At 60.1% G+C, this 24,182-nt stretch carries 24 protein-coding genes and 1 tRNA gene; 13 read left to right on the top strand and 12 right to left on the bottom strand.

Translation table 11 applies throughout. The features are described from left to right. Positions 1-235 precede the first annotated feature (235 nt). The 6 genes from PRI8871_RS00200 (at position 236) to PRI8871_RS00175 (ending at position 4,686) form a co-directional block, all read left to right on the top strand. Positions 236-1,294, top strand: a complete 1,059-nt coding sequence (locus tag PRI8871_RS00200) for a hypothetical protein (protein ID WP_146188623.1) — start codon at positions 236-238, stop codon at positions 1,292-1,294. A gap of 57 nt (positions 1,295-1,351) precedes the next feature. Beyond that, complete coding sequence (gene trmD / locus PRI8871_RS00195; protein WP_108884175.1) at positions 1,352-2,146, top strand: tRNA (guanosine(37)-N1)-methyltransferase TrmD; 795 nt, start codon at positions 1,352-1,354, stop codon at positions 2,144-2,146. 98 nt (positions 2,147-2,244) lie between these two features. Next, on the top strand, positions 2,245-2,796 hold the full coding sequence (locus tag PRI8871_RS00190; RefSeq protein WP_245897738.1) for a hypothetical protein: 552 nt from the start codon (positions 2,245-2,247) through the stop codon (positions 2,794-2,796). A 261-nt stretch (positions 2,797-3,057) separates the two neighbouring features. Next, on the top strand, positions 3,058-3,441 hold the full coding sequence (gene rplS, locus PRI8871_RS00185) for a 50S ribosomal protein L19 (protein ID WP_108884174.1): 384 nt from the start codon (positions 3,058-3,060) through the stop codon (positions 3,439-3,441). Positions 3,442-3,452: 11 nt separating this feature from the next. Next, positions 3,453-3,674, top strand: coding sequence for a 50S ribosomal protein L31 (gene rpmE / locus PRI8871_RS00180; RefSeq protein ID WP_108884173.1), 222 nt, complete (start codon positions 3,453-3,455; stop codon positions 3,672-3,674). A 202-nt stretch (positions 3,675-3,876) separates the two neighbouring features. After that, positions 3,877-4,686, top strand: coding sequence for a division plane positioning ATPase MipZ (locus PRI8871_RS00175; RefSeq protein WP_108884172.1), 810 nt, complete (start codon positions 3,877-3,879; stop codon positions 4,684-4,686). Here PRI8871_RS00175 and PRI8871_RS00170 read toward each other — a convergent pair. Continuing rightward, positions 4,676-5,131 carry a MarR family winged helix-turn-helix transcriptional regulator gene (locus PRI8871_RS00170; RefSeq protein WP_108884171.1) on the bottom strand — a complete coding sequence of 152 codons (456 nt, stop codon included), beginning with the start codon at positions 5,129-5,131 and terminating at the stop codon, positions 4,676-4,678. The genes PRI8871_RS00175 and PRI8871_RS00170 overlap by 11 nt on opposite strands. Before the next feature lie 70 nt (positions 5,132-5,201). Between PRI8871_RS00170 and hmgA the strand changes: the two genes are divergently transcribed. The 6 genes from hmgA to PRI8871_RS00140 all read left to right on the top strand — a co-directional run bounded on the left by hmgA (position 5,202) and on the right by PRI8871_RS00140 (position 11,533). After that, a complete protein-coding gene (gene hmgA, locus PRI8871_RS00165) occupies positions 5,202-6,554 on the top strand; it encodes a homogentisate 1,2-dioxygenase (RefSeq protein ID WP_108884170.1) in 1,353 nt (450 codons plus the stop codon). A gap of 83 nt (positions 6,555-6,637) precedes the next feature. Further along, a complete protein-coding gene (gene maiA / locus PRI8871_RS00160; RefSeq protein WP_108884169.1) occupies positions 6,638-7,267 on the top strand; it encodes a maleylacetoacetate isomerase in 630 nt (209 codons plus the stop codon). Between the two features lie 18 nt (positions 7,268-7,285). Continuing rightward, on the top strand, positions 7,286-8,542 hold the full coding sequence (gene fahA / locus PRI8871_RS00155; protein WP_108884168.1) for a fumarylacetoacetase: 1,257 nt from the start codon (positions 7,286-7,288) through the stop codon (positions 8,540-8,542). Positions 8,543-8,694: 152 nt separating this feature from the next. After that, the gene (locus PRI8871_RS00150) at positions 8,695-9,645 is read left to right on the top strand and encodes an MBL fold metallo-hydrolase (RefSeq protein WP_108884167.1); all 951 of its coding nucleotides are present in this window, start codon (positions 8,695-8,697) and stop codon (positions 9,643-9,645) included. Positions 9,646-9,721: 76 nt separating this feature from the next. Next, positions 9,722-11,344 (top strand): FAD-dependent oxidoreductase, encoded by a 1,623-nt coding sequence (locus PRI8871_RS00145; protein ID WP_108884166.1) that lies wholly within the window; start codon positions 9,722-9,724, stop codon positions 11,342-11,344. Between the two features lie 3 nt (positions 11,345-11,347). Continuing rightward, positions 11,348-11,533, top strand: coding sequence for a DUF2783 domain-containing protein (locus tag PRI8871_RS00140; protein ID WP_108884165.1), 186 nt, complete (start codon positions 11,348-11,350; stop codon positions 11,531-11,533). A gap of 33 nt (positions 11,534-11,566) precedes the next feature. Here the strand turns inward: PRI8871_RS00140 and PRI8871_RS00135 are convergent, their stop codons facing one another. The 9 genes from PRI8871_RS00135 to PRI8871_RS00095 all read right to left on the bottom strand — a co-directional run bounded on the left by PRI8871_RS00135 (position 11,567) and on the right by PRI8871_RS00095 (position 21,546). Beyond that, entirely contained in the window at positions 11,567-12,694 is a 1,128-nt protein-coding gene (locus PRI8871_RS00135; RefSeq protein ID WP_108884164.1) for a Gfo/Idh/MocA family protein, read from the bottom strand. After that, positions 12,694-13,752 (bottom strand): sugar phosphate isomerase/epimerase family protein, encoded by a 1,059-nt coding sequence (locus PRI8871_RS00130; RefSeq protein ID WP_108884163.1) that lies wholly within the window; start codon positions 13,750-13,752, stop codon positions 12,694-12,696. The genes PRI8871_RS00135 and PRI8871_RS00130 overlap by 1 nt, the downstream gene beginning before the upstream one ends. A gap of 3 nt (positions 13,753-13,755) precedes the next feature. Further along, positions 13,756-15,360 (bottom strand): glycoside hydrolase family 43 protein, encoded by a 1,605-nt coding sequence (locus tag PRI8871_RS00125; RefSeq protein WP_108884162.1) that lies wholly within the window; start codon positions 15,358-15,360, stop codon positions 13,756-13,758. Positions 15,361-15,413: 53 nt separating this feature from the next. Next, positions 15,414-16,544, bottom strand: a complete 1,131-nt coding sequence (locus PRI8871_RS00120) for a Gfo/Idh/MocA family protein (RefSeq protein ID WP_108884161.1) — start codon at positions 16,542-16,544, stop codon at positions 15,414-15,416. Further along, a complete protein-coding gene (locus PRI8871_RS00115) occupies positions 16,541-17,305 on the bottom strand; it encodes a sugar phosphate isomerase/epimerase family protein (protein WP_108884160.1) in 765 nt (254 codons plus the stop codon). The genes PRI8871_RS00120 and PRI8871_RS00115 overlap by 4 nt, the downstream gene beginning before the upstream one ends. Before the next feature lie 24 nt (positions 17,306-17,329). Then, entirely contained in the window at positions 17,330-18,415 is a 1,086-nt protein-coding gene (locus PRI8871_RS00110; RefSeq protein ID WP_108884159.1) for an ABC transporter ATP-binding protein, read from the bottom strand. Positions 18,416-18,425: 10 nt separating this feature from the next. After that, entirely contained in the window at positions 18,426-19,337 is a 912-nt protein-coding gene (locus PRI8871_RS00105; RefSeq protein ID WP_108884158.1) for a carbohydrate ABC transporter permease, read from the bottom strand. Next, on the bottom strand, positions 19,330-20,220 hold the full coding sequence (locus tag PRI8871_RS00100) for a carbohydrate ABC transporter permease (protein WP_108884157.1): 891 nt from the start codon (positions 20,218-20,220) through the stop codon (positions 19,330-19,332). The genes PRI8871_RS00105 and PRI8871_RS00100 overlap by 8 nt, the downstream gene beginning before the upstream one ends. 90 nt (positions 20,221-20,310) lie before the next feature. Further along, a complete protein-coding gene (locus tag PRI8871_RS00095; RefSeq protein ID WP_108884156.1) occupies positions 20,311-21,546 on the bottom strand; it encodes an ABC transporter substrate-binding protein in 1,236 nt (411 codons plus the stop codon). 192 nt (positions 21,547-21,738) lie between these two features. Between PRI8871_RS00095 and PRI8871_RS00090 the strand changes: the two genes are divergently transcribed. Then, the gene (locus tag PRI8871_RS00090; protein WP_108884155.1) at positions 21,739-22,770 is read left to right on the top strand and encodes a LacI family DNA-binding transcriptional regulator; all 1,032 of its coding nucleotides are present in this window, start codon (positions 21,739-21,741) and stop codon (positions 22,768-22,770) included. A gap of 67 nt (positions 22,771-22,837) precedes the next feature. On the opposite strand, the gene PRI8871_RS00085 is transcribed toward PRI8871_RS00090, so the two are convergent. Continuing rightward, positions 22,838-22,914, bottom strand: a tRNA-Met gene (locus PRI8871_RS00085). 125 nt (positions 22,915-23,039) lie between these two features. Continuing rightward, positions 23,040-24,182 (bottom strand): alpha-D-ribose 1-methylphosphonate 5-triphosphate diphosphatase, encoded by a 1,143-nt coding sequence (locus PRI8871_RS00080; RefSeq protein WP_108884154.1) that lies wholly within the window; start codon positions 24,180-24,182, stop codon positions 23,040-23,042.

The raw sequence follows: 24,182 nt of genomic DNA, 5'->3' as shown, positions 1-24,182 counted from the left end.
CAATCCATCGAAAATAGCTGAAAATCCGCAAATAAGGCGGATGACCGCAGAATTGGCCATATTCTGCCTAGGTTTCGCCACATTTGAACGCAATCTTGCCCTAGTTCGTGTGGGGGCACGGATTTGAAAGGTGCGGACCGTGGACAAATCGGTTCAAAGAGCGCTCATTGCTGCAATGGCTGTTGTGCCTGCTCTTGTAATTTATATTTCGCTGCCCGCCGCTCGGTCTTCGGGTATGTCAGTGTGGCTTGAACCGGTTTTGGTTCTGCTATCCTGCACGTTTTCTGTTTTTGCCATTTGGATCACCACGCGTGAATTGTCGTCCGTCGCATTGCGTCAGGACGGCGCGTTCAACCTGCTGCGCCCAGACGTTCAAACCTCAGCGCAAAAAGATCAGCCCGGCCCAGACGAACGCCGCGCCTACATTGTGCGCCTGATGCATGGGTCGACCACCCGGCGCGACCAAGATCAAGACGCGCCCATCAGCTTTGATGACGCGCTGCGCCGCGCCGTGCGCCGCATCATGAGCGCTTGGGAACATAGCAGCCCTGAAACCGCGACCGATTCCGACATTTTGGAACTGTTCTTGTTTTGCCGCGTGATGACCACCGACGCACCTGAAGCCGGTCGCCTGATGCAACTGTTCCTAAAGCCCGAACTGGTTCTGGATATGCGCGAACACCTTTTGAAGGTGCGCCTGACCCATGAAATGTTCGAACGCCAGCGCACCCAGTATGAGGCCGCCCGCGCGGTTTGGCAGATGCGCAGCGACCGGGCGTATAAGCTCAAAGACAGCCTTGAACGCCTTGCCGTTCCCGACCCGGATCTTTGGCACCACATTGTCACCACTCACGAACCCCGATTCAAAGATCAGCGCGACGCCGCGTTCTGGTGCCTGATGCAATCGTCCTGCGATCAGGCGACCATCGCCGCCTTCTTCATGCGCGTGGTCGAAGATCAGCTATTGGTCCGGGCGCTTCGGGTCGGCGATACCGATTGTTCGGACGCAATCCGCGAAATCGCACAACGCTGGAACGGCGGATATTACACCAACTCAGAATTTGATCTGAAGATGGACAACTTGGCCCATGTCTATCAATCCGGGTTGGCGGATGAGCTGAGCGCGGCACAACGCCTGTTCCGGCAAGACCCCGTGGACCTGCCGCTACGTGTCTTCCGCGATTACATGGGCCGCCCACCCCGTGATCGCAGCAACTGGAGCCTGTCGCGCGGCACCATGATGACGCCGCCGCGCGAAGAAGACTATGTTGTGATGCAAAGCAGCGCCGCCTGACCCGTTGCCCAGACTGGCGCGGACCGTTAGACGGTCAGCAGCACGGAAGGGCGCGCCATGACGGACAGCAAACCAAAATCATTCGGTCGGAAATCCATTTCCGCCTCTCTGAAACCACGCGAACTGATGACCAATGCGCCAAACCTGTTTGGCGTCTGGACGGCCAGCGTTGTGACCCTTTTCCCTGAGGCCTTTCCCGGCGTGCTTGGCCTGTCGCTGACCGGCAAAGCCCTGCAAGACGGTCGCTGGCAGCTTCACACAACCAACCTGCGCGACTTTGGCGACGGCAAGCACCGCAATGTCGATGACACGCCAGCAGGCGGCGGGGCGGGCATGGTCCTGCGCCCCGACGTGATGGGCAAGGCGCTGGAACATGCGGCGGGGTCGATGCACCGGGCCGCGCCGATCCTGATGATGTCGCCGCGCGGCGTGCCGTTTACTCAGCGCATGGCGCAGTCACTGGCCGAAGGGCCGGGCATGACGATGATCTGCGGACGGTTTGAAGGTCTGGATCAACGGGTGATCGACCATTACGGCATCACCGAGGTCAGCCTTGGCGATTTTGTCATGACCGGCGGCGAACTGGCCGCGCAGGCGATGCTGGATGCGACCGTCCGCCTGTTGCCGGGCGTTCTGGGCAACGCAGACTCAATCGAAGAAGAAAGCCACAGCAACGGCCTGTTGGAGCATCCGCAATACACCCGCCCCGCCGAATGGAAGGGCCACGCGATCCCCGAAGTGCTTTTGTCCGGTCATCATGAACGCATCGCGCAATGGCGGCTGGAACAGGCGCGCGACCTGACGCGCACACGCCGTCCCGACATGTGGGCGAAGGTGGCGGATAAGGATTGACGGGAACGTGATGGCGCCCAAGGGCGACTGACATTGCCTTTCCCATGCGTCAGTGACAGGGTCTTAAACGCATAAACACATTCAAAGGCGTATTGCCCATGCTCCGCACCGCTATCGTTTTCATCCTCCCCCTTCTGGCCCTTTTCGCTGAACCTCTTATCGCGCAAGGCATGCATGGGCATATGCATGGCGCTGATGGCACCGGCCATGACGAGGTCACGATGCCCGGCCTACGCGGCGAAGACGCCACGCCAGAAGAAAGCATGGAACTGGAAGTGATGTTCCGCGGCTTTGAAACCTTCACCCGCAGCGTCACCAACCTGCCCAATGGCATTCGCGCGGTGACATCGTCTTCGGACCCGGCTGTGATGGAGGCATTGGTCAGCCATGTGACCGGAATGCTGACCCGCATCGAAGACGGGCGCGACCCCAAGATCTTTATCCAAAGCCCGACGCTCGACATTCTGTTTGCCCAGAATGACGACATTGAGACGGAAATCGAAATCACCGATGAAGGCGTTGTGGTCACCCAGACGTCGGACAACCCGGATGTGGTGGCCGCCTTGCATACCCATGCCGCCGAAGTGTCGGACATGGCGGAACGCGGCATGGTGGCGGTGCACGAACGAATGATGGGCGGTTCGAACTGAAAAGGGCGCAAACCCCCAGTTTTCAGTTGAATTCCCTGCCCCGCCCGCCTAATGAAAACCGGTCCGCCACTCTCTGAGTCGAGCGGACCGTTTTGTTATAGGTGCAGCCGCATGCTTCTGCGGGTCTTGCGATGGCAGAATGACGATCAGGAAAGCAACCTTTCCCTCTGGCGGGCGCATGGCGGACCCGGTTGAAGACCAGAGTTCTGAGGCGGCAATGAACTTTGCGGAACAACCGCAAGCAACATAGGAGATGAAGCGATGGATCTTATCGCTCAGCTTGAGGCGGAACAGATTGCCGCCCTCGGGAAAGAAATTCCCGACTTTAAAGCCGGCGACACCATTCGCGTTGGCTATAAGGTGACCGAAGGCACGCGCAGCCGTGTCCAGAACTACGAAGGCGTTTGCATCAGCCGTAAGAACGGCAAAGGCATTGCCGGCTCGTTCACCGTTCGCAAGATTTCGTTCGGCGAAGGCGTGGAACGTGTGTTCCCGCTGCACTCGACCAACATCGACAGCATCGAGGTTGTGCGCCGTGGCCGCGTTCGTCGCGCCAAGCTGTACTACCTGCGTTCGCGTCGCGGTAAATCCGCCCGTATCGCAGAGGTTTCGAACTACAAGGCCCCGAAGGGCTCTGAAGCGTAAGGACCGGCGAGATGAAAAAAGACATCCACCCCGACTACCACTTCATCGACGTCAAAATGACCGATGGCACCATCCTGAAGATGCGCTCGACCTGGGGCAAAGAAGGCGACACCATGTCGCTGGATATTGACCCGACCGTGCACCCGGCATGGACCGGCGGCACCTCGCGCCTGCTGGACGCCGGCGGCCGCGTGTCGAAGTTCAAAAAGAAATACGAAGGCCTGGGCTTCTAAGTTCAGCACCTTTGGTGAATTCAACGCCGCTCCGGCTTTGGGGCGGCGTTTTTCGTTGGGGCTTCGGGATTTCGCCCAGCCAATCCACATTCTAGCCACACCGGCAAAACTCTAGGCGTTTCGTGGTCTGAGGGTTCTTCCATCTGCAGGACCGAGCCCATATAGTCCGGGCTTGTAGAAAACAGCCCAGAAAGAGGCCGCAGTGGCGCATATTATCGTTGTCGGAAACGAAAAAGGGGGCGCTGGAAAATCCACCGTCTCGATGCATTTGGCGACTGCGCTTGCGCGTATGGGCCACAGGGTTGGGGCGCTGGATCTGGACCTGCGTCAGCGGTCGCTTGGCCGCTATGCGGACAATCGCAAGGCGTTTTTGGCCTCATCCGGGCTTGATCTTCCGGGCCCGCGCTACATCGACCTGCCCGAGGTCGATAAATCCCAGCTTCAGGAAGGCGAAAACGCCTTTGACCACCGCCTGTCCATGGCCGTGGCCGAGCTTGAGGAAAACAGCGACTTCATCCTGATTGACTGCCCCGGATCGCACACGCGCCTCAGCCAAGTGGCACATTCGCTGGCCGATACGCTGGTCACGCCGCTGAACGACAGCTTTGTTGATTTCGATCTACTGGCCCATGTGGACAACGAAGGCGAAAAGATCGTCGGCCCGTCGGTCTATTCGGAAATGGTCTGGAATGCGCGTCAGCTACGGGCGCAGGCCGGGCTAAAGCCCATCGATTGGATCGTGCTGCGCAACCGCCTTGGCGCGCAACAGATGGTCAACAAGATGAAGATGGAAAAGGCGTTGGAACGTCTGGCCAAGCGGATTGGCTTCCGCGTTGCCCCCGGCTTTCATGAGCGGGTTATTTTCCGCGAACTTTTCCCGCGTGGCCTGACCTTGCTGGACCTGCGCGACATTGGCGTGAAACAGTTGAACATCTCCAACGTCGCGGCCCGTCAGGAATTGCGCGATCTGGTGAAAGAACTGAAACTGCCGGGCGTCACCGTCAAGTTTTAAGGCGTTTGCGGCCGTTCTGCTCAAGAACGGCCAGCAACCGGCGCAGCTCTGACAATTCCTGCGCCGTTAACCCCTCGGTCAATTGCGCCTCATATTTTGAGGCGATCGCATACAGGTCTTTGTAGGCCTTCAGCCCGGCTGCCGTCAGTTCCAGATGCTCGCGGCGGCGGTCTTCCTCATCGCGTTCGCGCTTCAGGAACCGCCTGTCCTCCAGCCGCTGCACCGCGCGGCTGACCTTGGTTTTGTGAATGCTGGCCCGCGCAACAATGTCCTGCGCACGCATCCGGCCATAAAGCCCAAGGTGAAACAGCACCCGCCATTCGGTCCGCAACATCCCGTACCGTTCTTTGTACGCCTGTTGAAACCCAAGGCTTGAGGCCTCGGCGGCCTGGTTCAGCATGTAGGGCAGGAATTGTTGCAGGGCGAAGTCATTTTTTTCGGTCATGGTTCTTTCTACCCGTTGTTAGTTACAAATTCAACTATTAGCGTCCAGCCAACCTGAGAGGGAGAACGCCATGAACCGCCAAGTCGAACCGAATCCGATGACCCAAGCCCCGTCGCTGCCGGGACCGCATGAGGGCTATATGCCTGGTTGGGCCAATGATTTTGAAACCGAAGCCCTGCCCGGCGCGCTGCCGCAAGGCATGAACAGCCCGCAGAAATGCGACTACGGCCTTTATGGCGAACAGCTTTCGGGCACCGCCTTTACTGCCAACCCGCCCGAGCGGACCTGGACCTATCGGATTCGCCCTTCAGTCAAGCACTCGGCGCGCTACACCAAGATTGACCTGCCCTATTGGAAATCGGCCCCGAATGTTGATCCCGATGTGATCAGCCTTGGCCAATATCGCTGGGATCCGGTGGAAACGCAGGCGGGCCTAACGTGGCTGACCGGCATGCGCACTATGACCACCGCTGGCGATGTGAACACCCAAGTCGGCATGGCCAGCCATATCTATCTGGTCACCGAATCGATGGTCGATAGCTACTTCTTCAGCGCCGACAGCGAACTGCTGGTCGTGCCGCAAGAGGGGCGTCTGCGCTTTGCAACCGAACTGGGCATCATTGATGTTGAGCCGAAGGAGATCGCCATCATCCCGCGCGGTCTGGTCTATCGCGTCGAAGTGCTCGAAGGTCCGTGCCGCGGCTTTGTCTGCGAAAACTACGGCCAGAAATTTGAACTGCCGGGCCGCGGCCCGATCGGCGCGAACTGCATGGCCAACCCGCGCGATTTCAAAGCGCCCGTTGCCGCGTTTGAAGATCGCGAAGTGCCCTCGACCCTGACGATCAAGTGGTGCGGCCAGTTCCACGAAACCAAGATCGGCCAGTCACCGTTGGATGTGGTCGCGTGGCACGGCAACTATGCGCCGTATAAGTACGACTTGCGCACCTATTGCCCCGTCGGCGCGATCCTGTTCGACCACCCCGACCCCTCGATCTTTACCGTGCTGACCGCGCCCTCGGGGCATCCGGGCACCGCGAATATCGACTTTGTTCTGTTCCGCGAACGCTGGATGGTGGCCGAAAACACCTTCCGCCCCCCGTGGTATCACAAGAACATCATGTCCGAGCTGATGGGCAACATCTACGGGCAGTACGATGCCAAACCGCAGGGCTTTATCCCCGGCGGGATGAGCCTGCACAACATGATGCTGCCCCATGGGCCGGATAGGAACGCCTTTGAAGGCGCTTCAAATGCCGATCTCAAGGCCGAAAAGCTCGACAATACCATGTCGTTCATGTTCGAAACCCGCTTCCCGCAGCACCTGACGGCGTTCGCGGCCACCGAGGCCCCGTTGCAGGACGATTACATCGACTGCTGGGACAGCCTTGAGAAGAAGTTCGACGGAACCCCCGGCAAGAAATAAGGCGCTGGGGGCACTGCCCCCACCCTTTTCGTGCAACCCGTAGGGTGGGTTTTCAACCCACCGCCCCTTCACAGGTTTGACCGATGAAACTCTATTCCTATTGGCGCTCCACCACCTCTGTCCGCGTCCGCATCGCCCTGAACCTCAAGGGCGTGGCCTATGACTATGTGCCGGTTGACCTGACCAAAGGCGAACAAGCGGGCGACTACGCGGCGCTAAACCCCAGCAAAGGTGTGCCTGCGCTCGTGCTGGAGGATGGCACGGTCCTGACCCAGTCACAGGCCATTCTGGAATACCTTGAGGCCGCCTATCCCGAACCTTCCTTGCTGCCCGGCACCGTGGCGCAGCAGGCGCAAATCCGCGCCGCCGCCTTTGTGATCGCCTGCGACATACACCCGGTGAACAACCTCAAGGTTCTGACCTACCTCAAGGGTCAAATGGACCAAAGCCAAGAGGCCGTGGTCGCCTATATGCAGCACTGGATGACCGAAGGTTTCACGGCCTATCAGTCTCTGATACGGCCCGATACGCCCTTCAGCTTTGGCGATACACTGACGCTGGCCGATCTGGGCCTGATTGGCCAAATGGTCAACGCCCGCCGCTGGGGGCTGGACCTTGCACCCTTCGCCCGCCTGACCGACATTGACGCCCGCGCCCGAGAGATCGAGGCCGTGGCCCGCGCCCTCCCCGAGGCGCAACCCGACGCGAACTAAAAGACCAAGGAAACGCGAATGCCCCTTATGAAAAGCTGGGTCGCCAGCGCCAATAGCGCCGAAACCCCGTTCCCGCTGAACAACCTGCCCTACGGCGTCTTCTCGACCGAAGACAGCGATCCGCGCTGCGGCGTGGCGATTGGCGATATGATCCTAGATTGCGCCGCCGCCGAAGAGGCTGGCCTGATCGAGTTGTCGGATGAGCCGGTCTTCGACGTGCCGTTCTGGAACGAGGTGATGGAGCTGGGGGCCGAGGCATGGGATGCCCTGCGCGCCCGCCTGATCCAGCTTCTGGCTGACGGCTCACCCGAGCAAGCCGCCACCGCGCCCTTGCTGGTGCCCATGGCCGATGCCACGCTGCATTTGCCCCTGCTGGTCAGCGAATACACCGATTTCTACGCAGGCAAGAACCACGCCTTCAACGTCGGCAGCATGTTCCGTGGCCCGGAAAACGCCCTGCCGCCGAACTGGCTGCATATTCCCATCGGCTACAACGGCCGCGCTTCCTCGATCGTGGTGTCGGGCACTGACGTGCGCCGCCCGTGGGGCCAGCTGAAAGGCCCGAACGACGAAGCCCCTCGCTTTGCCCCCTGCGCCCGCTTTGACCTAGAACTTGAGATGGGCGCGATTGTCGGCAGAGCATCGGATGGCCCGATCACCGTGGCCGAGGCCGATGCCAATATCTTCGGCTATGTCCTTCTGAACGACTGGTCCGCCCGCGATATCCAAGCTTGGGAATACCAGCCCCTTGGCCCGTTCCAGTCCAAAGCCACCGCCACGACCATCAGCCCCTGGATCGTGACCAAAGCCGCGCTGGAACCCTTCCGCACCAACACCCCCGCGCGCGAGAAAGATCTGCTGCCCCATCTGCGGGACTGCGGCCCGATGCTCTATGACATCGACCTGTCTGTCACCCTCGCGCCCAAAGGCAAACCCGCCACCACGCTGACCCGCACGAATTACAGCGCCATGTACTATTCGGCGGCCCAGCAACTCGCCCATCACACCACCAGCGGCTGCCCGATGAACGTGGGCGATCTTCTCGGCTCGGGCACCATCTCGGGCGAGACGAAGGAAAGCCGCGGCTCGCTGCTTGAACTTAGCTGGGGCGGCAAGGAACCGGTCACGTTGGACAGCGGCGAGACGCGCAGCTTCCTTGATGACGGCGACACGCTCACCCTGCACGGCGCGGCAAAAGGCGATGGCTACCAGATCGGCTTTGGCGATTGCACCGGCACCATCTTGCCCGCCCTGACCGATCCATACGCCCGCTAAGCGGCGGGTTGAAAACCCGCCCTACGGCGCCTCACGGGGTCGCCCCATGTGGGCGGCCAACCCGAGCAGAGCAGGTCCCCTGCTTCTTCTCTTTCCAAATACGCAAATAATCCGCCGCCAACCCCTCGGCGCACCGATTGAAAGGACACACCATGGCCAAGGCCTTTGCCTCCCAAGGCGACATGACCGAAAAGAACATCAGCTTCACCGAAGTGGGCGAAGGGCTTTACGCCTTCACCGCCGAGGGCGATCCGAACTCGGGTGTGATCATCGGCGATGACAGCGTGATGATCGTCGAAGCGCAGGCCACCCCGCGTTTGGCCAACAAGGTCATCGAATGCGTCCGCTCGGTCACGGATAAGCCGATCACCCATGTCGTGCTGACCCATTACCACGCCGTGCGCGTGCTGGGCGCTTCGGCTTTTGGCGCGCAGAACATCATCATGTCGGACAAGGCCCGCTCGATGGTGGTGGAACGCGGCCAAGAGGACTGGGACAGCGAATTCCAGCGCTTCCCGCGCCTGTTCCAAGGTCATGAATCGATCCCCGGCCTGACCTGGCCCACCACGACCTTCAGCAAGTCGATGACCGTTTACATGGGCAACCGCCAGATCAACCTGATGCATTTGGGCCGCGCCCATACCGCAGGTGATATCGTGATTCACGTGCCCGATCAGAACGTGATGTTCACCGGCGATATCGTTGAATACCACTCGGCCTGCTATTGCGGCGATGGTCACTTTGGCGATTGGGGCAACACGCTGGACGCGATCAAAGCCTTTGACGTGGATGCCATCGCACCGGGCCGGGGCGATGCCTTGGTTGGCCGCGACATGGTGAACGCCGCGATCGAGAACACCCGCGATTTCGTCGAAAGCACATATCGCCCGGCCGCCCGCGTGGCTGCCCGCAACGGCGCCCTGAAAGAGGCATGGGACGCCGTGCGCTCCGAATGTGACCCCAAGTTCGCCGACTACGCGATCTATGAGCACTGCCTGCCCTTCAACGTCGCCCGCGCATATGACGAAGCCCGCGGCATCGACACGCCGCGCATCTGGACCGCCCAGCGGGACATGGAGATGTGGGACGCGCTTCAGGGGTAAAGGCCGCCCTGCTTGGAGGCGGCGGACGCCTCCGGCGGGGGAGTATTTATGAGAAAGATGAATGGGAGGAGCCGATATGCTTCAGGACCGTTACACGCTGGCCTTCAAGCTTTACCCCTATGAGCGCAGCCGCGATCAGGACGCCGCCGCGCCGGTGCGCCACCCCGTTGTGGTGATGGGCGGCGGGCCGATTGGCGTGGCCACCGCGCTGGATCTGGGCCTGCAAGGCATTCCGGTGGTTGTGCTGGATGACCACGAAGGCATCGGCATGGGCAGCCGCGCGATCTGTTTCGCCAAGCGTTGCCTTGAAATCGCCGACCGCTATGGCTGCGGTGAGCCGATGTTGGACAAGGGCGTTGTCTGGAATGTCGGCAAGGTATTCCATGATGACCGTCAGGTCTATGAGTTCAACCTTCTGCCCGAGGCGGGGCATAAATACCCCGCCTTCATCAACCTTCAGCAGCCCTATTTCGAAAAGTTCATCGTGGACCGCGTCCGCGAGGCGCAGGCGAATGGTGCTCCGATTGAACTACGCGGCAAGAACCGCGTCGATAGCGTTGAGGTGAAGGACGACCATGTGGTTCTGCACATCACCACGCCCGAAGGGCCGTATACGCTTGAGGCTGATTGGCTGATCGGCTGCGACGGCGCCTCTAGCCCCTTGCGGGGCATGATGGGGCTCGATTTCGACGGGCGGGTGTTCGAAGACAACTTCCTGATCGCCGACATCAAGATGAAGGCCGATTTCCCGACCGAGCGCTGGTTCTGGTTTGAACCGTACTTTAAATCCGGGGCCTCGACCCTGCTGCACAAACAGCCCGATGGCGTGTGGCGGATCGACTTCCAGATCGGCTGGAACATTGACCGCAAGAAAGAGCTGCAAGAGGAAAACATCCGCGCCCGTCTGGATGCGATGCTTGGGCCGGATGTGGAATATGAGATGGTGTGGAACTCGATCTACACCTTCCAGTGCCGCCGCATGAAAAAGTTCCGCCACGGCCGCGTGCTGTTTGCAGGCGATGCCGCGCATCAGGTGTCGCCCTTCGGCGCGCGCGGGGCGAACAGCGGCATGCAGGACGTCGACAACCTTGGCTGGAAGCTGGGCATGGTGATCCGGGGCGAAGCGCCCGACCACCTGCTGGACTCCTACCACGAGGAACGCGCCTATGGGGCGGATGAGAATATCCTCAACTCGACCCGCGCGACCGATTTCATCACGCCCAAGTCGAAGATGAGCCACATCTTCCGCAACGCCGTGCTCGATTTGGCCGAGGCGCATGAGTTTGCGCGTCCCTTGGTGAACTCGGGCCGGTTGTCGGTGCCCTGCACCTACGACGGGTTGTCGCTGAATGGCGCAGATATGCTGACCGGCGGCCCTGCCCGCACCCGCGTTGGCAGCCCCTGCCCCGATGCGCCTTTGGGCGACGGGTTCTTGCTGGGCCGTCTGGGCGGTTCGTTCCAGATTCTGACGATTGATGCGGACGCGCCCGAGGTGGTCGAGGACGAGGGTATCACAGCAACCCGCGTGGCCCTGTCGGCCAGCGATGATGCCACCGGGGCCTTGGCCGCGCGGTATCTGGGCGATGCGAAAGGCGCGGTTTACCTGATCCGTCCCGATCAACACGTCGCCGCCCGTTGGGACAGCGCCGATGCCGAAACGATCCGCGCCGCGATGCGCAAAGCCTGCGGAAAGGACTGAGCCATGCCACTGAACACCAAGCCGAATATCAAAGACCCGGACGGGTATTACGCCGAACTGATCGCTGCTCATCAGGGCCTTAGCGATGATGACAGCATGGCGCTGAATGCGCGGTTGGTTCTGCTGCTGATGAACCACATCGGCGACCGAGAGGTTCTGTCAGAGGCGCTGGCCGCCGCCAAGAAATGAAGAACGCCCGCCGGATTTCGGCGGGCGTTTCGCTTAGAGCATGGTCCAAGCCGCGTTGTTGCGACTTGAGGCGATACAGGCCGAGATGAACCGCATACCCAAGAGGCCGTCCTCAATATCCGGCGTGTGAACGCCTTCTGGCAATGGCGCGCCCTTGGCGTGTCGCACCAGCGCGGCGGCCTCGGCGTAGATGGTGGCAAAGCCCTCAAGATAGCCTTCGGGATGGCCGCCCGGCGTGCGCGTGCCGCGAAGGCCAGCCGGCGAGGCCCCGGCCCCGGCGCGCGTTAGGATCTGCTTCGGCTCACCAAATCGGGTGAAGGTCATCACGTTAGGGTTTTCCTGCGCCCATTCGATGCCGCCCTTGGTGCCTGCAATCCGCAACCGCAGGCCGTTTTCATTGCCCACGGCCACCTGACTGGCCCATAGCATGCCCTTGGCCCCGCCCTTGAAGCGCAGCATCACATGCACGTTGTCATCCACGCGGCGGCCCGGAACGAAGGCGTCCAGATCTGCGGCAAGGCTCTCGGTTTCCAGACCCGTCACATAGGAGGCAAGGTTGAACGCATGGGTTCCGATATCACCCACACAGCCCCCCGCGCCCGAGCGTGCGGGATCGGTGCGCCAGTCGGCTTGCTTGCCTGTGGTTTCTTCGGCCAGCCAGTCCTGCACATATTCCACATTCACCACGCGGATCTCGCCCAGATCGCCGCGTTCGATCATCTCGCGCGCTTGGCGGATCAGGGGGTAACCGGTGTAATTGTGGGTCAGAACGAACAGCGTGCCGGTGTCCTTGGCCGCCTGCGCAATGGCCTCGGCATCCTCCATGGTGGACGACAGCGGTTTGTCACAAATCACCGGAATGCCCGCCTTGAGGAAGGCAATAGCCGGGCCTGCGTGCACGTGGTTCGGCGTGACGATGGCGACGGCGTCAATCCCGTCGTCGCGAGCGGCTTCGGCCTTGGCCATGTCCTCATAGCTGGCGTAGCTGCGGCTAGCCTCGATCCCCAACTCCTCTGCCGAGGCCGCGGCACGGGCCGGGTCAGACGACAACGCGCCCGCCACCAGTTCCCACTGCCCATCAATGCGCGAGGCGATGCGGTGCACGGCGCCGATAAACGCGCCTTGGCCGCCGCCGACCATGCCCAGTTTCAGTTTCGCCATCACGACAGCCCCAGCATCTTGCGGATCTGCGCATGATCGGTTTCGCCACCTGCGAAATCATCAAAGGTTTTGTCCGTCACCTGAATGATGTGCTGTTCAATGAAGGGGGCACCTTCGGCCGCGCCTTGTTCGGGCGATTTCAGGCAGCATTCCCATTCGAGCACGGCCCAGCTGTCATAGCCATATTGCGCCAGCTTCGAGAAGATGCCACCGAAATCGACCTGCCCGTCGCCAAGGCTGCGGAAACGGCCGGCGCGGTTGGTCCAGCTTTGATAGCCCGAATAGACGCCCTGACGGCCATCGGGGTTAAACTCGGCGTCTTTGACGTGATAGGCGCAGATGCGGTCATGATAGAGGTCGATGAACTGCAAATAGTCCATCGCCTGAAGCAAGAAGTGTGACGGATCATAGTTGATGCGGCAGCGATTGTGCTCACCGCAGGCATCCAAGAACATCTCCCAGGTTGCGCCGTCGAACACATCTTCGCCGGGATGGATTTCGAACCCGATATCAACGCCGTTCTCTTCATAGTGGTTGAAGATCGGCACCCAACGGCGGGCAAGTTCGGCGAAGGCCTCTTCGATCAGGCCAGCGGGGCGCTGCGGCCATGGGTAAAGGTACGGGAAGGCCAGCGAGCCGGTGAAGCTGACGGTTGTATCAAGCCCCAGCTTGCGCGAGGCAACGGCGGCCTTTTTCACCTGCTCCACCGCCCAAGCCTGACGGCCTGCCGGATTGCCATGCAGATGCGCGGGCGCGAATGCGTCAAACGCAGTGTCATAGGCGGGGTTCACCGCAACAAGCTGGCCCTGAAGGTGGGTCGACAGTTCGGTGATCTCAACGCCCGCATCGGCGCAGATGCCTTTGACCTCATCGCAATAGGCATCGCTTTCGGCGGCTTTATCAAGGTCAAACAAACGCCCATCCCATGACGGGATCTGCACGCCCTTATAGCCAAGCCCTGCGGCCCATTTGGTGATGTTTTCGAGGCTGTTGAACGGCGCCTCATCGCCTGCGAATTGGGCCAGAAACAGGGCTGGGCCCTTAATCAAAGATGCCATGTGTCAGCTCTCCTCGGGTCGTAGCGCGCCCTCGGGCGCGTAGGTGAAATGGTGGAAGTCGGCAGTCTGTCCCTGCCCAGTGATGTCAAAGGCGATCATCCCGACGAAAGCCCCGGTGAACGAGCCATGCTCGCCCCGGCCGCCTTCGTCCGAAATCACGCTGGCGTCGAGAGCGGGGCCAATGGGCTGCCACTCGCCCGCCTGCCGCCAATAGAATTGCTGATCCGCGCGGTTGACCTGAACGGCCAGTTCGACCGGGCCATCGCTCACAGAAACCGGATCGCAGGGGAAGACCATGCGCCCGTCTGGCCAATCGCCGGGGCAGCTGAGGATCGTCAGCGCCCGTTTGCCGCCCTCTTGCGTGACGCCAACCGCGTGGAACTTGTGACGGTTGTAGTAGGTCGTCAGGCCCGCGAAGTGCTGATAGGTCGTCGGATCGAAGCTGACCGAGGTTTCGGCGCGGTAGGCGTGATGCTCTTGCCGGCGCGCGACAAGGGCCTGTTCGAACCAACTGCCGATGCTTTCGCGCCCGATCAGTTGCAGCGCATCGCCCGTCAGGCGGAAGATGCGGTCCGGTTCTGGCGTGCGCAGCCACTGGAATTCAGGCGGCAGCACCTCATCGGCAAAGTCATTCTGGCTGATGACTGTTGGTCCCGGATCAACCAGCGTGGGCGAGGCCACCTCAATCGACGGGACAGGCCCGCCGACCGCATAAAGCCAATCGTCATCGCGCCATTCGCACAAAGCGATGCCCGTTTCCCGACCCATTTGCGAAAAGCGACCGGGCAAAGGGCGCGAACAGAGGAAGGTGTGATAGGTCAGCCCGCAGGGCGTTTCCACGACTTGGCCATGACCAACCCGTTGCAACGGCGCATCGGGGGCATCCTTGGCGGTCAGCAGATGTGTGTCGGGGTGCAACTCATACGGGCCCCAGATATCGCGCGACCGGGCCATGGTGACGGCATGGTCATAGCCGGTGCCGCCCTCAGCCGTGGTCAGGTAGTACCAGCCGTTCCGGCGGAACAGGTGCGGTGCTTCGGTCAGGCCATGGGGCGAGCCTGGGAAGATGTTGCGCACCTCGCCAATCAGACCACGCTTTGGATCCCATTCCTGACCCAGGATGCCGTCAAAGGCCGGATGTTTGGGGCTGCCGCCGATGGACTTGGACCGGTGGTTCCACTGCATGTTGACGAACCATTTGCGGCCATCGTCATCATGGAACAGCGACGGATCAAAGCCCGAGGAATTCACATAGATCGGATCGCTCCACGGCCCTTCGATGCTGGGCGCGGTCACGATGTAATTATGGGCATCCTTGAAGTTGCCGTCCAAGCGTTTGACATCGGTATAGACCAGCCAGAACAGCCCGTCGGCATAACTCAGACACGGCGCCCAGATCCCGCAACTGTCGGGATTGCCGCGCATATCCAATTGCTTGGCACGCGACAGCGGACGGCAGGCCAGATCCCAGTTCACCAAGTCATGCGACTGGTGGATCTGAACGCCCGGATACCATTCGAAGGTCGAGGTCGCGATGTAGTAGGTGTCGTCCACCCGGCAGATGGACGGGTCAGCGTTGAAGCCCGGTAAGATCGGATTGCGGATCATAATGCGCCCTCTGCGGAAAGTACGGCGGCCAGTCGCCCGGCCGCCATGATGGTTTAGGCCAGCAGATCTTTGGCCTCATCGAGGCCAAGCGCTGCAGGACGATCGCAAGTGGTGGTCATTTCGATAAACTGGCCCGTCTCGCCGGATTTCAGGATCGAGGTCATCACCTCAACCACATGCAGCGAGAATTCGAGCGAGCAGCGATGCGGACGGCCCGCCGAGACGGCCTGCGCCATGTCGGCCAGACCTGCACAGCGATAGTTCGCCTGCGGGGTGCCGCGCCCGTCAACGCTGTTGGGAACGCCCAAGGGATGATCCCAACCCGGCGCGTTCACAAAGGCCGACTTGTTGGTCATGCGCACTTCGCCACCAAAGAAGTTCGGATCGGGAACGTGGATAGTGCCCGTTGCGCCGTATAGCTCCATGTTGGAATGGCCGTGCTGCCACACATCCCACGAGGTGCCGTAGAGGATCTGCGCGCCGCTTTCGAATTGCAGCACCGAATGGATCGTGGTCGGGGTTTCAACCTTGATCTTTTCGCCGTTGCGCGGCTGTGAGGTGATCGTGCGGTATTCCGACGCCGAGGACGCCATCGCGCAGACGCGCTTGACCGGGCCCAGCAGTTGCACAAGGTTCGAAATGTAATACGGCCCCAGATCCAGAACGGGGCCACCGCCCGGCTGGAAGAAGAAATCGGGGTTCGGGTGCCACATCTCCATGCCCGGTGACTGCACAAAGCAGGTGCCCGAGCTGATCTTGCCAACCGCGCCGTTATCAACGAGCGACCGCGCCAACTGGTGCGAGCCGCCAAAGAACGTGTCGGGGGCGGACCCCACGCGCAGGCCCTTTTCGCCAGCGATGCGGGCCAGTTCTGCGCCTTCTTCCAGCGTCAGAACAAAGGGCTTTTCCGAATAGACATGCTTGCCTGCCTCCAGCACCCGCTTCGAGACTTCGAAGTGGGCCGCCGGAATGGTCAGGTTGACGATGATGTCGATGTCATCGGCGGCCAGCAGGCCATCAATGGTTTCCGCGCGCAGGCCGAATTCCTCGGCGCGGGCTTTGGCGGCGTCTTCGTTCAGATCCGCGCAGGCGCGCATTTCGATACCGCCAAACAGCGGTGCCAGCTTCATATACGCGGCCGAGATATTGCCGCAGCCAATGACGCCAATTCCAAGTGTGCTCATGGCTTATGTCCTCCGTAGGTTTTGAACGATGCGATGGCGCGTTCGGCAAAGCGGCGGGCGTCCGACGGTTTGTCATGCTCCATCACGAACAGGTTGACGCCATTGCCACGCAGCGCGGCCATGTAGTCTTTCCAAGGCAGGGTGCCGTGACCCACATCGGCCCAGCCATCTTCGTCGGCGTTTTCACCCTCGGGGGCGATGTCTTTGACGTGGGCTGCGGTGATGCGGTCCTTGTACTTTTCGAAATAGGCCATCGGGTCGCCGCCACCGCGCACGATCCAAGCCACGTCGGCTTCCCACTCGATGCTGGGCGCGTGCTCAAGGATCAGTTCCATGGCAATTTCGCCGCCCGGCAAGGGCATGAATTCCCAGTGGTGGTTGTGCCAGCCAAAGCGGAAGCCCGCGTCATTGACCTTTTTGCACGCTTCTTCCAGACGTTTGGCCAACGCGATCCAGTTGGCTGCATCGGTGCCATTGCGCCAAAGATCTTCGGGCGCGGGAACATAGGCCACTTCCATGCCCAGCGCCTTGGCAGCGGCGATGCTTTTGTCGAAATCGCCTTCAAAGCTGCCCAGCGGGAAGAAATGGCCAGACGGCATTTTCAGGCCGTGTTGATCCAGCAATGCACGGAAGGCAGGCGCGTCCGCATAAACGCCGCCAAAGCCTTCGACCTGCGTGTACCCATTGGCGGCCAAATGCGCGACCACATCTTCCCAAGGGGTCGCTTCGCGTGAGCTATACAGCTGATACGAGGTATTCATTTCTTGTGTCCTTAACTGTGCAGATCAGATCCGCAGTTCGGTTTCCTTGTTGAAAATATTGGCGCGGGCCGGATCGAAGCCGATGCGCATTTGATCGCCTGACCGAACCTCGGCCTGACCATCCATGCGGAAGTGCATCGGCACCCCTTCAACCTTGGCCCAAACCAGTGTGTCCGAGCCCATGGGTTCAACCAGTTCGACTTCGGCGTCGAATTGCACAGGGGCATTGGCCAGCAGTTCACCGGTGACGATATGTTCGGGGCGAATGCCGAACCACGCCGGACCACCCGTGGGGCCGTCGACAAACTCATACCCGCTAATGTCAAAGGACATCACGTCCGAATTGAACTGCGGCGCACCGCTGATGTCGATGACACCCTCAAGGAAGTTCATCGAGGGCGAGCCGATAAAATCCGCCACGTATTTATTGGCAGGCTTGTTGTAGATCTCATTCGGGCTGGCAAGTTGTTGGATATTGCCGCCCTTCATGATCGCGATCCGGTCCGCCAGAGTCAGGGCTTCGACCTGATCGTGGGTCACGTAGATCATCGTGTTTTTGAGACGCTGGTGAAGGCGCTTGATTTCCACACGCAGATCGGCACGTAGCTTGGCATCAAGGTTCGACAGCGGTTCGTCGAACAAGAACACATCCACATCGCGCACCAAGGCACGGCCAATGGCCACCCGCTGACGCTGACCGCCCGACAGGGCCGCCGGTTTACGCTTCAAAAGCGGTTCGATTTGCAGGATCTCGGCCGCGCGGGCGACGCGCTTTTTGATCTCGTCCTTGGCCATGCCCGCGTTCTTCAGGCCGAAGGACAGGTTCCCCTCGACCGTCATCTGCGGATAGAGCGCGTAGGATTGGAACACCATGCCGATGCCCCGATCAGACGGTTCGGCCCAGGTGACGTTCTTGCCCTGAATGAAGATTTGACCATCGGTCACATCCAGAAGGCCCGCGATACAGTTCAGCAGCGTGGACTTGCCGCAGCCGGACGAGCCGAGCAGAACAAGAAATTCGCCTTGACCGATTTCGATGTTGAGATTCCGCAGAACCTTCACCGCGCCAAAGCTCAGCGACAGGTCACGGATTGAGATAGAACTTTCCATAGGTCTTTCCTCAGCCCTTCACCGCGCCGGCAGCGATGCCACGCACGAAGAGTTTTCCAGAAACAAAGTAGATGACGAGGGGCACGAGGCCGGTCAGAAGGGTCGCCGCCATATTGACGTTGTATTCCTTCACGCCCTGCACCGAGTTCACGATGTTATTGAGCTGAACCGTCATCGGATAAAGGTCAGGCTTGGTGTAGACGACCCCGAACAGGAAGTCGTTCCAGATGCCCGTCACCTGAAGGATCATTGCCACCACGAAGATCGGCAAGGACATCGGCAACATGATCTGGAAGTAGATCCGCCAGAACCCTGCCCCGTCCACGCGCGCCGCTTTGAACAACTCCTCAGGCAGTGACGTAAAGTAGTTGCGGAACAGCAGCGTCAGGATCGGCATCCCAAAGATGGTGTGCACGATCACAAGACCCCACAGCGTGCCATAAAGGCCGATTTCGCGCAGCATGATCACGATCGGGTACAGCATCACCTGATAGGGGATGAACGCGCCGAAGATCAGAATGGTGAAGAAGGCATCGGCACCTTTAAACTTCCAGTTGGCAAGCGCGTAGCCGTTCACACTGGCAATCACGATGGACACGATCACCGACGGCACCGTGATCCGGATCGAGTTCCAGAACCCGCGGCTCAGGCCGTCGCAGTTCAGGCCGGTACATGCCTGGGACCAGGCTTTGACCCATGGTTCAAAGGTAATCTCGACCGGCGGGCTAAAGATATTGCCCAAGCGGATTTCCGGCATGCCTTTCAGCGAGGTCACGACCATCACATAGAGCGGCAGCAGGTAGTAGAACGCGACCACCAATAGCGTGCCGTAGATGATGATGTTGTTGCGGGACAGCTTCTTGCGGGGTTTGGGGCCGCGCGGTTCGCTGGAAGCGGCGGGATGTACAGCAGTATCAGCCACGTTTCTTGCCTCCGAATTCGAGGTAGGCCCAAGGGATGACAACCACCAGCACCGCCAGAAGCATCATGGTCGAGGCCGCAAAGCCCTGCCCAAGGTTCTGACCGCCGAACATGTAGTCATACACATACTTGGCAGGCATTTCGGTCGAGATACCCGGACCTCCGCCCGTTTGAGCTACGATCAGGTCATAAACTTTCACGATGGACGCCGCGACCAGCACCAGCGTGGTGATGAACACCGGGCGCATCATGGGAATGACGATGAAAAGATAGGTTTTCCATGTGGGGATGCCGTCCACCTTGGCGGCTTTCCAGATTTCCTGGTCGATGCCCCGCAAACCGGCAAGCATCAGAACCATGATCAGGCCCGTTCCTTGCCAAAGCCCGGCAATCAAAATGCCATAAATCGCGATGTCGGCATTATAAAGCGGGTCAAATTCGAAACTCGTGAACCCTAGCCCGCGAATGATGCTTTGAATGCCAAACTCGGGGTTCAGGATCCACTGCCACACAAGGCCTGTCACAATGAACGACAGGGCAAAGGGATAAAGGATGATGGTTCGGAACGTGTTCTCGAACCGGATTTTCTGGTCCATCAGGGCCGCAAGGATAAACCCGATCACGAAGCTCGCGATCAGCATGCAGACGCCGTAGATGAACAGGTTTTCGATCGAAACGACCCAGCGCTTTGTGCTCCAGAGGCGTTCGTATTGATCGAGGCCGACAAATTTCCATTTCGGCAACAGCTTTGACTTGGTCAAGCTGTAGGCCATCGTCCACAATGATCCACCCATGAAGACCACAAGCGCTGTGATGATCATCGGGATCGCCGCCACCTTGGCGGGGATGTTTCGGAATAGGCCGTTCGGGCGTTCCGACGACATGGGAACACCTCCTGTTCAGAAGGATTGTGATTGTGCTTTGAAACCCGGAAAGCTGGCCCGCCTCAGGGAGCGGGCCAACCTTCACCGGGCTTAGTCAGCGTCGGCGATGATCGCGGCAAACCGCTCTTGTGCGGCTTCCGGGGTCATGCTGGCATCGGCGAAGAACTCAACAAAGAGGTCTTCGATCTGAACACGGGTGTCCGACGAAACCAACTGGTTAAAATCGGGAATGGCATCGCCAGTCGCGAGAATGTCGAGGCCTTTCTTCATGCAGTCGTTTGCGGCTGCAAGGTCAACGTCGCCACGTACCGGCAGCGAACCCTTTTTCAGGTTAAAGGCAACCTGCACTTCGGGATCCAGCAGCAGTGCTGCCAGTTCGCCCTGTGCGGCAGTCGTTTCCGCATCCTTCAGCACCGGGAAGTAGAACGCGTCGCCACCGGCTTGCAGCGTGCGGTTCACGCCCAGACCGGGAAGACAGGTGTAATCTTCGCCAGCGGTCATTTCTGCCACTTGGAATTCACCTTGCGCCCAGTCACCCATGATCTGACCACCGGCCTTACCCGTGATGACGAGGTTGGTTGCCTGGTTCCAGTCCTGAACGTTGGAATTGCTTGCCATCGCGCGTGCGTCTGCCGCCGCTTTGAAGATGCGCGCGACATCGGCACCTGCGGCCACATCGGCGTCTTTGTCGCCATAGACCTGCAAGAAGATTTCTTTGGGCAGAAGCGAGATCATCATAACGTTGAACGCGCCCGACTGCTGCCAGCCTTGCTTGCCCATTGCCATCGGAACGATGCCAGCGGCTTCCAGCGCCGGGGCTGCGGCCACGAATTCATCCCAGTTGGTGGGAACCGGAACGCCTGCATCGGCATAGGCCTTATGGCTCAGCCACAGCCACTGCCACGAGTGGATGTTCAGCGGCGCGCAATAGACTTTGCCGTCAACGGTACATGCATCCAGCAGCGACGGCGGGTTGATCACTTCGCGCCACTTGCCTGCTTCGGCAATGTCGGTCAGGTCGCGCATCAGGCCCGCTTCGACCAGTTCCTCGGCCTGACGACCGTGGTTGAACTGGGTTGCGGCCATCGGATCGCCGCCGGTGATGCGGCTGATCATGATCGGACGAGCGGTGCTGCCCGAACCAGCGATTGCGCCGTCAACCCAGTGGTGATCGGTGCGCGCGTCAAAGGCTTTGGCCAGCTCGCCAACAGCGGCAGCTTCACCGCCCGAGGTCCACCAGTGGGTCACCTCAAGGTCAGCCGCGAAGGCCGCAGTGGTTGCGCAAAGCGCAGTCGTGGCCACAAAAAGTGTACGAAGTGTTTTCATCTCATTCCTCCCGTTGGTGCGCGGTCCCGGTCCGATTTTTCGGCCTCGGAGACCAAGCATGAAATCGTTTACATTCCGCGTTGCAGCAAGGCTGGCGCAATTGAAAACGATTACATATGATATTTCCCAGTGGCAGAATTCTGTCAACCCGCTATGACATCCGATCAACAAACATATACGCGTGCACAGTCTATGGTTCAGAAATCAGTTAGAATTCAGGATGTGGCAAAGGCCGCTGGTGTGTCCACGGCGACCGTCAGCCGGGCCCTCAGCAACCCAGACCTGCTGACCGAATCAACCCGGACCGCGGTGTTTGAGGCCATCCGTGACACCGGCTACCGGGTGAATCGCGCCGCGCGCAATTTGCGCATGCAGAAAGCCGGGGCCGTTCTGGTTTTGGTGCCGAACCTTAGCAACCCGTTCTTCTCGATCATCCTTGCCGGGCTGAGCGAGGGCATGACCGGGTCGGACTATTCGATCCTGATCGCGGACACACATAACGAACAGTCGCGCGGCCATCAGTTGGTGGATTACTTCCTGGATTCCCGCATCGACGGGATGATCTCGTTGGATGGCGGGTTGCCAATGAAGGAACTTAGCGCCCTGACAGACAATGGCGTTGGGAATAAAATTGTCTTTGCGTGTGAATGGGTTGCCGACACGACTTTCCCTTCGATCCGGTCTGACAACCGCAAAGGCGTGGCGCTGGCCATTCAGCACCTCTATGACCTTGGCCACCGCAAAATCGCGCATGTCACCGGCCCTGCCGACAACGTTCTGACCCATGCCCGCCGCTCTAGCGTTCTAGAGCAGCGGCAGAAACTGGGTCTGCCCACGCGCGAAGAATGGATCATCCGTGGCGATTTCAGTCTGGATTCGGGCCAAGACGCCGCGCGTCAGATCATTGCGATGGAGAACCGGCCTACGGCGGTGTTCTGCGCCTCGGATCAGGTGGCGTTCGGCCTGATTTCCACGCTGCACGCCCATGGCATCCGTGTGCCTGAGGATATCTCGGTCGTGGGGTTCGACGATATCGGCCTGTCTGCCAGCTATATCCCCGCGCTGACCACGGTGCGCCAAGATCGCCGGTCCTTGGGGCTGCAGGCGGCGCGCACCTTGCTGAATGCCCTGGATCGCGGCCCGCTGACCAAGGAATCGCACATCACCTATGTTGATGTCGAACTGGTCGTCCGCGACAGCACCGCGCCAATCAAAACGGACTGACCTAAAACGTGGCAAGCAAGAACGCAAAAAGCCCTCTCAGACGAGAGGGCTTTTGCAAGTTCGAAGTTGGTTGCGGGGGCAGGATTTGAACCTGCGACCTTCAGGTTATGAGCCTGACGAGCTACCGGGCTGCTCCACCCCGCGACGCTTCGGAGCCTGTATCTACGACGCTCCCCGACGGGTTGCAACCCGAAAATTGAAAGTTTTTTGACGATCTCTGATTTTCTTATGATTTCGCCAAATAACCACATATTTTCAATTTCTTGCCTCTAGCCAACCTGCCGCCCATGGGACCAGACGCCGCGAATAACCGGCGTTCCGCCCCATTGCCGGACCCGAACCAAATCCGCATGCAGCCCCGGTGCCAGAATCCCACGATCGGTCAACCCTGCCGCCTGCGCCGGAGTCCGCGTGACCGTGGCAATCGCACGGGGCAGATCGCCCCATTGCTCGGCCAGTTTGAACGCCGATGTCAGCAAGGCCGAGGGCACATAATCGGACGACAGAATATCCAGCAGTCCCAGATCCGCCAGTTCGGACGCCGCGACATTGCCCGAATGCGACCCGCCCCGGATCAGGTTCGGCGCGCCCATCATCACGGCGATTCCGGCATCATGGCAGGCCTGCGCCGCCTCAACCGTCGTCGGGAACTCCGCCAACCGAATGCCGTAATCGGCGCTGACGCGCACTTGCTCGGCGGTCGTATCGTCATGGCTGGCCAGAACCGCCCCCAACCGTCCGGCGGCCGCAACAGCTGCCTTTTCGTGCGCCTCGCCCAGACGGGCACGAATTCCAGTCAGGTGGGCCACATGATCGGCGAAATCGGCCTCAGACAGACCATGCTTGCCGCAAACGTATTCCTTCAGTTTGCTGAGGTCACGAAACTGCCGCTGCCCCGGCGTGTGATCCATAATCGACAAAAGACCAACCCGATCTTCCGCCCCAAAGGCCTTCAACTCTTCGGCAAGCGTTTCCGAACAGACCTCGGCCCGCAGGTGCAGGAAATGGCTGATCCGCAACATGCCCTGCGCCCGGATCTCTAGCAATTCGGAGGCCAGACTGCGCGCGTAGGGCCGGTAATCGGCGCGTTTGCCTTCCACGACAGAGCCTACACGCATGGCATCGAAAACGGTGGTAATCCCGACGCTGGCAAGTTCGCCATCATGGGCCAAAATCGCCGCCGAATGCGACCAGTCGACTTTTGGGCGCGGCTGAATATGACGCTCCAGATTGTCGGTGTGCAGCTCAATCAGGCCCGGCAAAAGCAGATCACCATCGCAATCAATCGCCCCGGCCACCGCGCTATTGCCCGCATCAACCGACGCAATATGCCCGTCGCGAACAACAAGGCTGCCCTTTAGGGTTTCCTGCTCAAGCACAAGCGTCGCATTGGTGAAAACAGTCTCTAACAT

The organism is Pseudoprimorskyibacter insulae, assembly GCF_900302505.1.
Lineage (GTDB): Bacteria > Pseudomonadota > Alphaproteobacteria > Rhodobacterales > Rhodobacteraceae > Pseudoprimorskyibacter > Pseudoprimorskyibacter insulae.
This window is presented reverse-complemented; position numbering and strand designations above follow the sequence as displayed.

What these genes read in the sequence shown, in the direction of transcription:
- hmgA (WP_108884170.1), top strand. Translation starts at nt 5,202, where the DNA reads ATGAACCGCCAAGTCGAACCGAATCCGATGACCCAAGCCCCGTCGCTG.
- PRI8871_RS00090 (WP_108884155.1), top strand. Translation starts at nt 21,739, where the DNA reads ATGGTTCAGAAATCAGTTAGAATTCAGGATGTGGCAAAGGCCGCTGGT.
- PRI8871_RS00110 (WP_108884159.1), bottom strand. Translation starts at nt 18,415, where the DNA reads ATGGAAAGTTCTATCTCAATCCGTGACCTGTCGCTGAGCTTTGGCGCG.
- maiA (WP_108884169.1), top strand. Translation starts at nt 6,638, where the DNA reads ATGAAACTCTATTCCTATTGGCGCTCCACCACCTCTGTCCGCGTCCGC.
- PRI8871_RS00190 (WP_245897738.1), top strand. Translation starts at nt 2,245, where the DNA reads ATGCTCCGCACCGCTATCGTTTTCATCCTCCCCCTTCTGGCCCTTTTC.
- PRI8871_RS00170 (WP_108884171.1), bottom strand. Translation starts at nt 5,131, where the DNA reads ATGACCGAAAAAAATGACTTCGCCCTGCAACAATTCCTGCCCTACATG.
- trmD (WP_108884175.1), top strand. Translation starts at nt 1,352, where the DNA reads ATGACGGACAGCAAACCAAAATCATTCGGTCGGAAATCCATTTCCGCC.
- PRI8871_RS00140 (WP_108884165.1), top strand. Translation starts at nt 11,348, where the DNA reads ATGCCACTGAACACCAAGCCGAATATCAAAGACCCGGACGGGTATTAC.
- PRI8871_RS00150 (WP_108884167.1), top strand. Translation starts at nt 8,695, where the DNA reads ATGGCCAAGGCCTTTGCCTCCCAAGGCGACATGACCGAAAAGAACATC.
- PRI8871_RS00080 (WP_108884154.1), bottom strand. Translation starts at nt 24,182, where the DNA reads ATGTTAGAGACTGTTTTCACCAATGCGACGCTTGTGCTTGAGCAGGAA.
- PRI8871_RS00125 (WP_108884162.1), bottom strand. Translation starts at nt 15,360, where the DNA reads ATGATCCGCAATCCGATCTTACCGGGCTTCAACGCTGACCCGTCCATC.
- PRI8871_RS00095 (WP_108884156.1), bottom strand. Translation starts at nt 21,546, where the DNA reads ATGAAAACACTTCGTACACTTTTTGTGGCCACGACTGCGCTTTGCGCA.
- fahA (WP_108884168.1), top strand. Translation starts at nt 7,286, where the DNA reads ATGCCCCTTATGAAAAGCTGGGTCGCCAGCGCCAATAGCGCCGAAACC.
- rplS (WP_108884174.1), top strand. Translation starts at nt 3,058, where the DNA reads ATGGATCTTATCGCTCAGCTTGAGGCGGAACAGATTGCCGCCCTCGGG.
- PRI8871_RS00130 (WP_108884163.1), bottom strand. Translation starts at nt 13,752, where the DNA reads ATGGCATCTTTGATTAAGGGCCCAGCCCTGTTTCTGGCCCAATTCGCA.
- PRI8871_RS00100 (WP_108884157.1), bottom strand. Translation starts at nt 20,220, where the DNA reads ATGTCGTCGGAACGCCCGAACGGCCTATTCCGAAACATCCCCGCCAAG.
- PRI8871_RS00135 (WP_108884164.1), bottom strand. Translation starts at nt 12,694, where the DNA reads ATGGCGAAACTGAAACTGGGCATGGTCGGCGGCGGCCAAGGCGCGTTT.
- PRI8871_RS00200 (WP_146188623.1), top strand. Translation starts at nt 236, where the DNA reads ATGTCAGTGTGGCTTGAACCGGTTTTGGTTCTGCTATCCTGCACGTTT.
- PRI8871_RS00145 (WP_108884166.1), top strand. Translation starts at nt 9,722, where the DNA reads ATGCTTCAGGACCGTTACACGCTGGCCTTCAAGCTTTACCCCTATGAG.
- PRI8871_RS00115 (WP_108884160.1), bottom strand. Translation starts at nt 17,305, where the DNA reads ATGAATACCTCGTATCAGCTGTATAGCTCACGCGAAGCGACCCCTTGG.
- PRI8871_RS00120 (WP_108884161.1), bottom strand. Translation starts at nt 16,544, where the DNA reads ATGAGCACACTTGGAATTGGCGTCATTGGCTGCGGCAATATCTCGGCC.
- rpmE (WP_108884173.1), top strand. Translation starts at nt 3,453, where the DNA reads ATGAAAAAAGACATCCACCCCGACTACCACTTCATCGACGTCAAAATG.